Origin of the sequence: Vibrio sp. 10N.222.48.A3 (assembly GCF_041475345.1) — a bacterium.
Classification (GTDB): Bacteria; Pseudomonadota; Gammaproteobacteria; order Enterobacterales; family Vibrionaceae; genus Vibrio; species Vibrio tasmaniensis_A.
Genome location: NZ_JBFRVX010001347.1, coordinates 1 through 275, shown reverse-complemented (window position 1 = coordinate 275; position 275 = coordinate 1). Strand labels below are relative to the sequence as shown.

The 275-nt window shown below is 35.6% G+C and carries 1 protein-coding gene; it reads right to left on the bottom strand.

Annotated features, from left to right (window positions below; all coding sequences use genetic code 11):
* Positions 1 to 93: 93 nt before the first annotated feature.
* On the bottom strand, positions 94 to 275 hold a 182-nt coding region (locus AB4653_RS26245; protein WP_372105691.1), incomplete at its 5' end, for an ion channel.

Here is a 275-nt window from a genome sequence, read left to right as displayed (position 1 = left end):
TTGTTCAACACTTGGGATTTAGTGTTGGCTACGCAACACCTTAATCCTTATTAGTTATGTATACAGATTCAAGCACTAATGCCAACTTTACCGTTAGCCCATTTTTCGATTGTTTCCATTTTCTAAGATAACTCCCAGCGTAACAGAAACAGCTACACCCATATAAAATATTCCAATAATAGATTGAGCAATGACTACATACTTTGAAAAAACACTAGTCGGCGTCATTTCACCATATCCCAGAGTTGTCTGGGTAACAAAACTAAAGTATATAA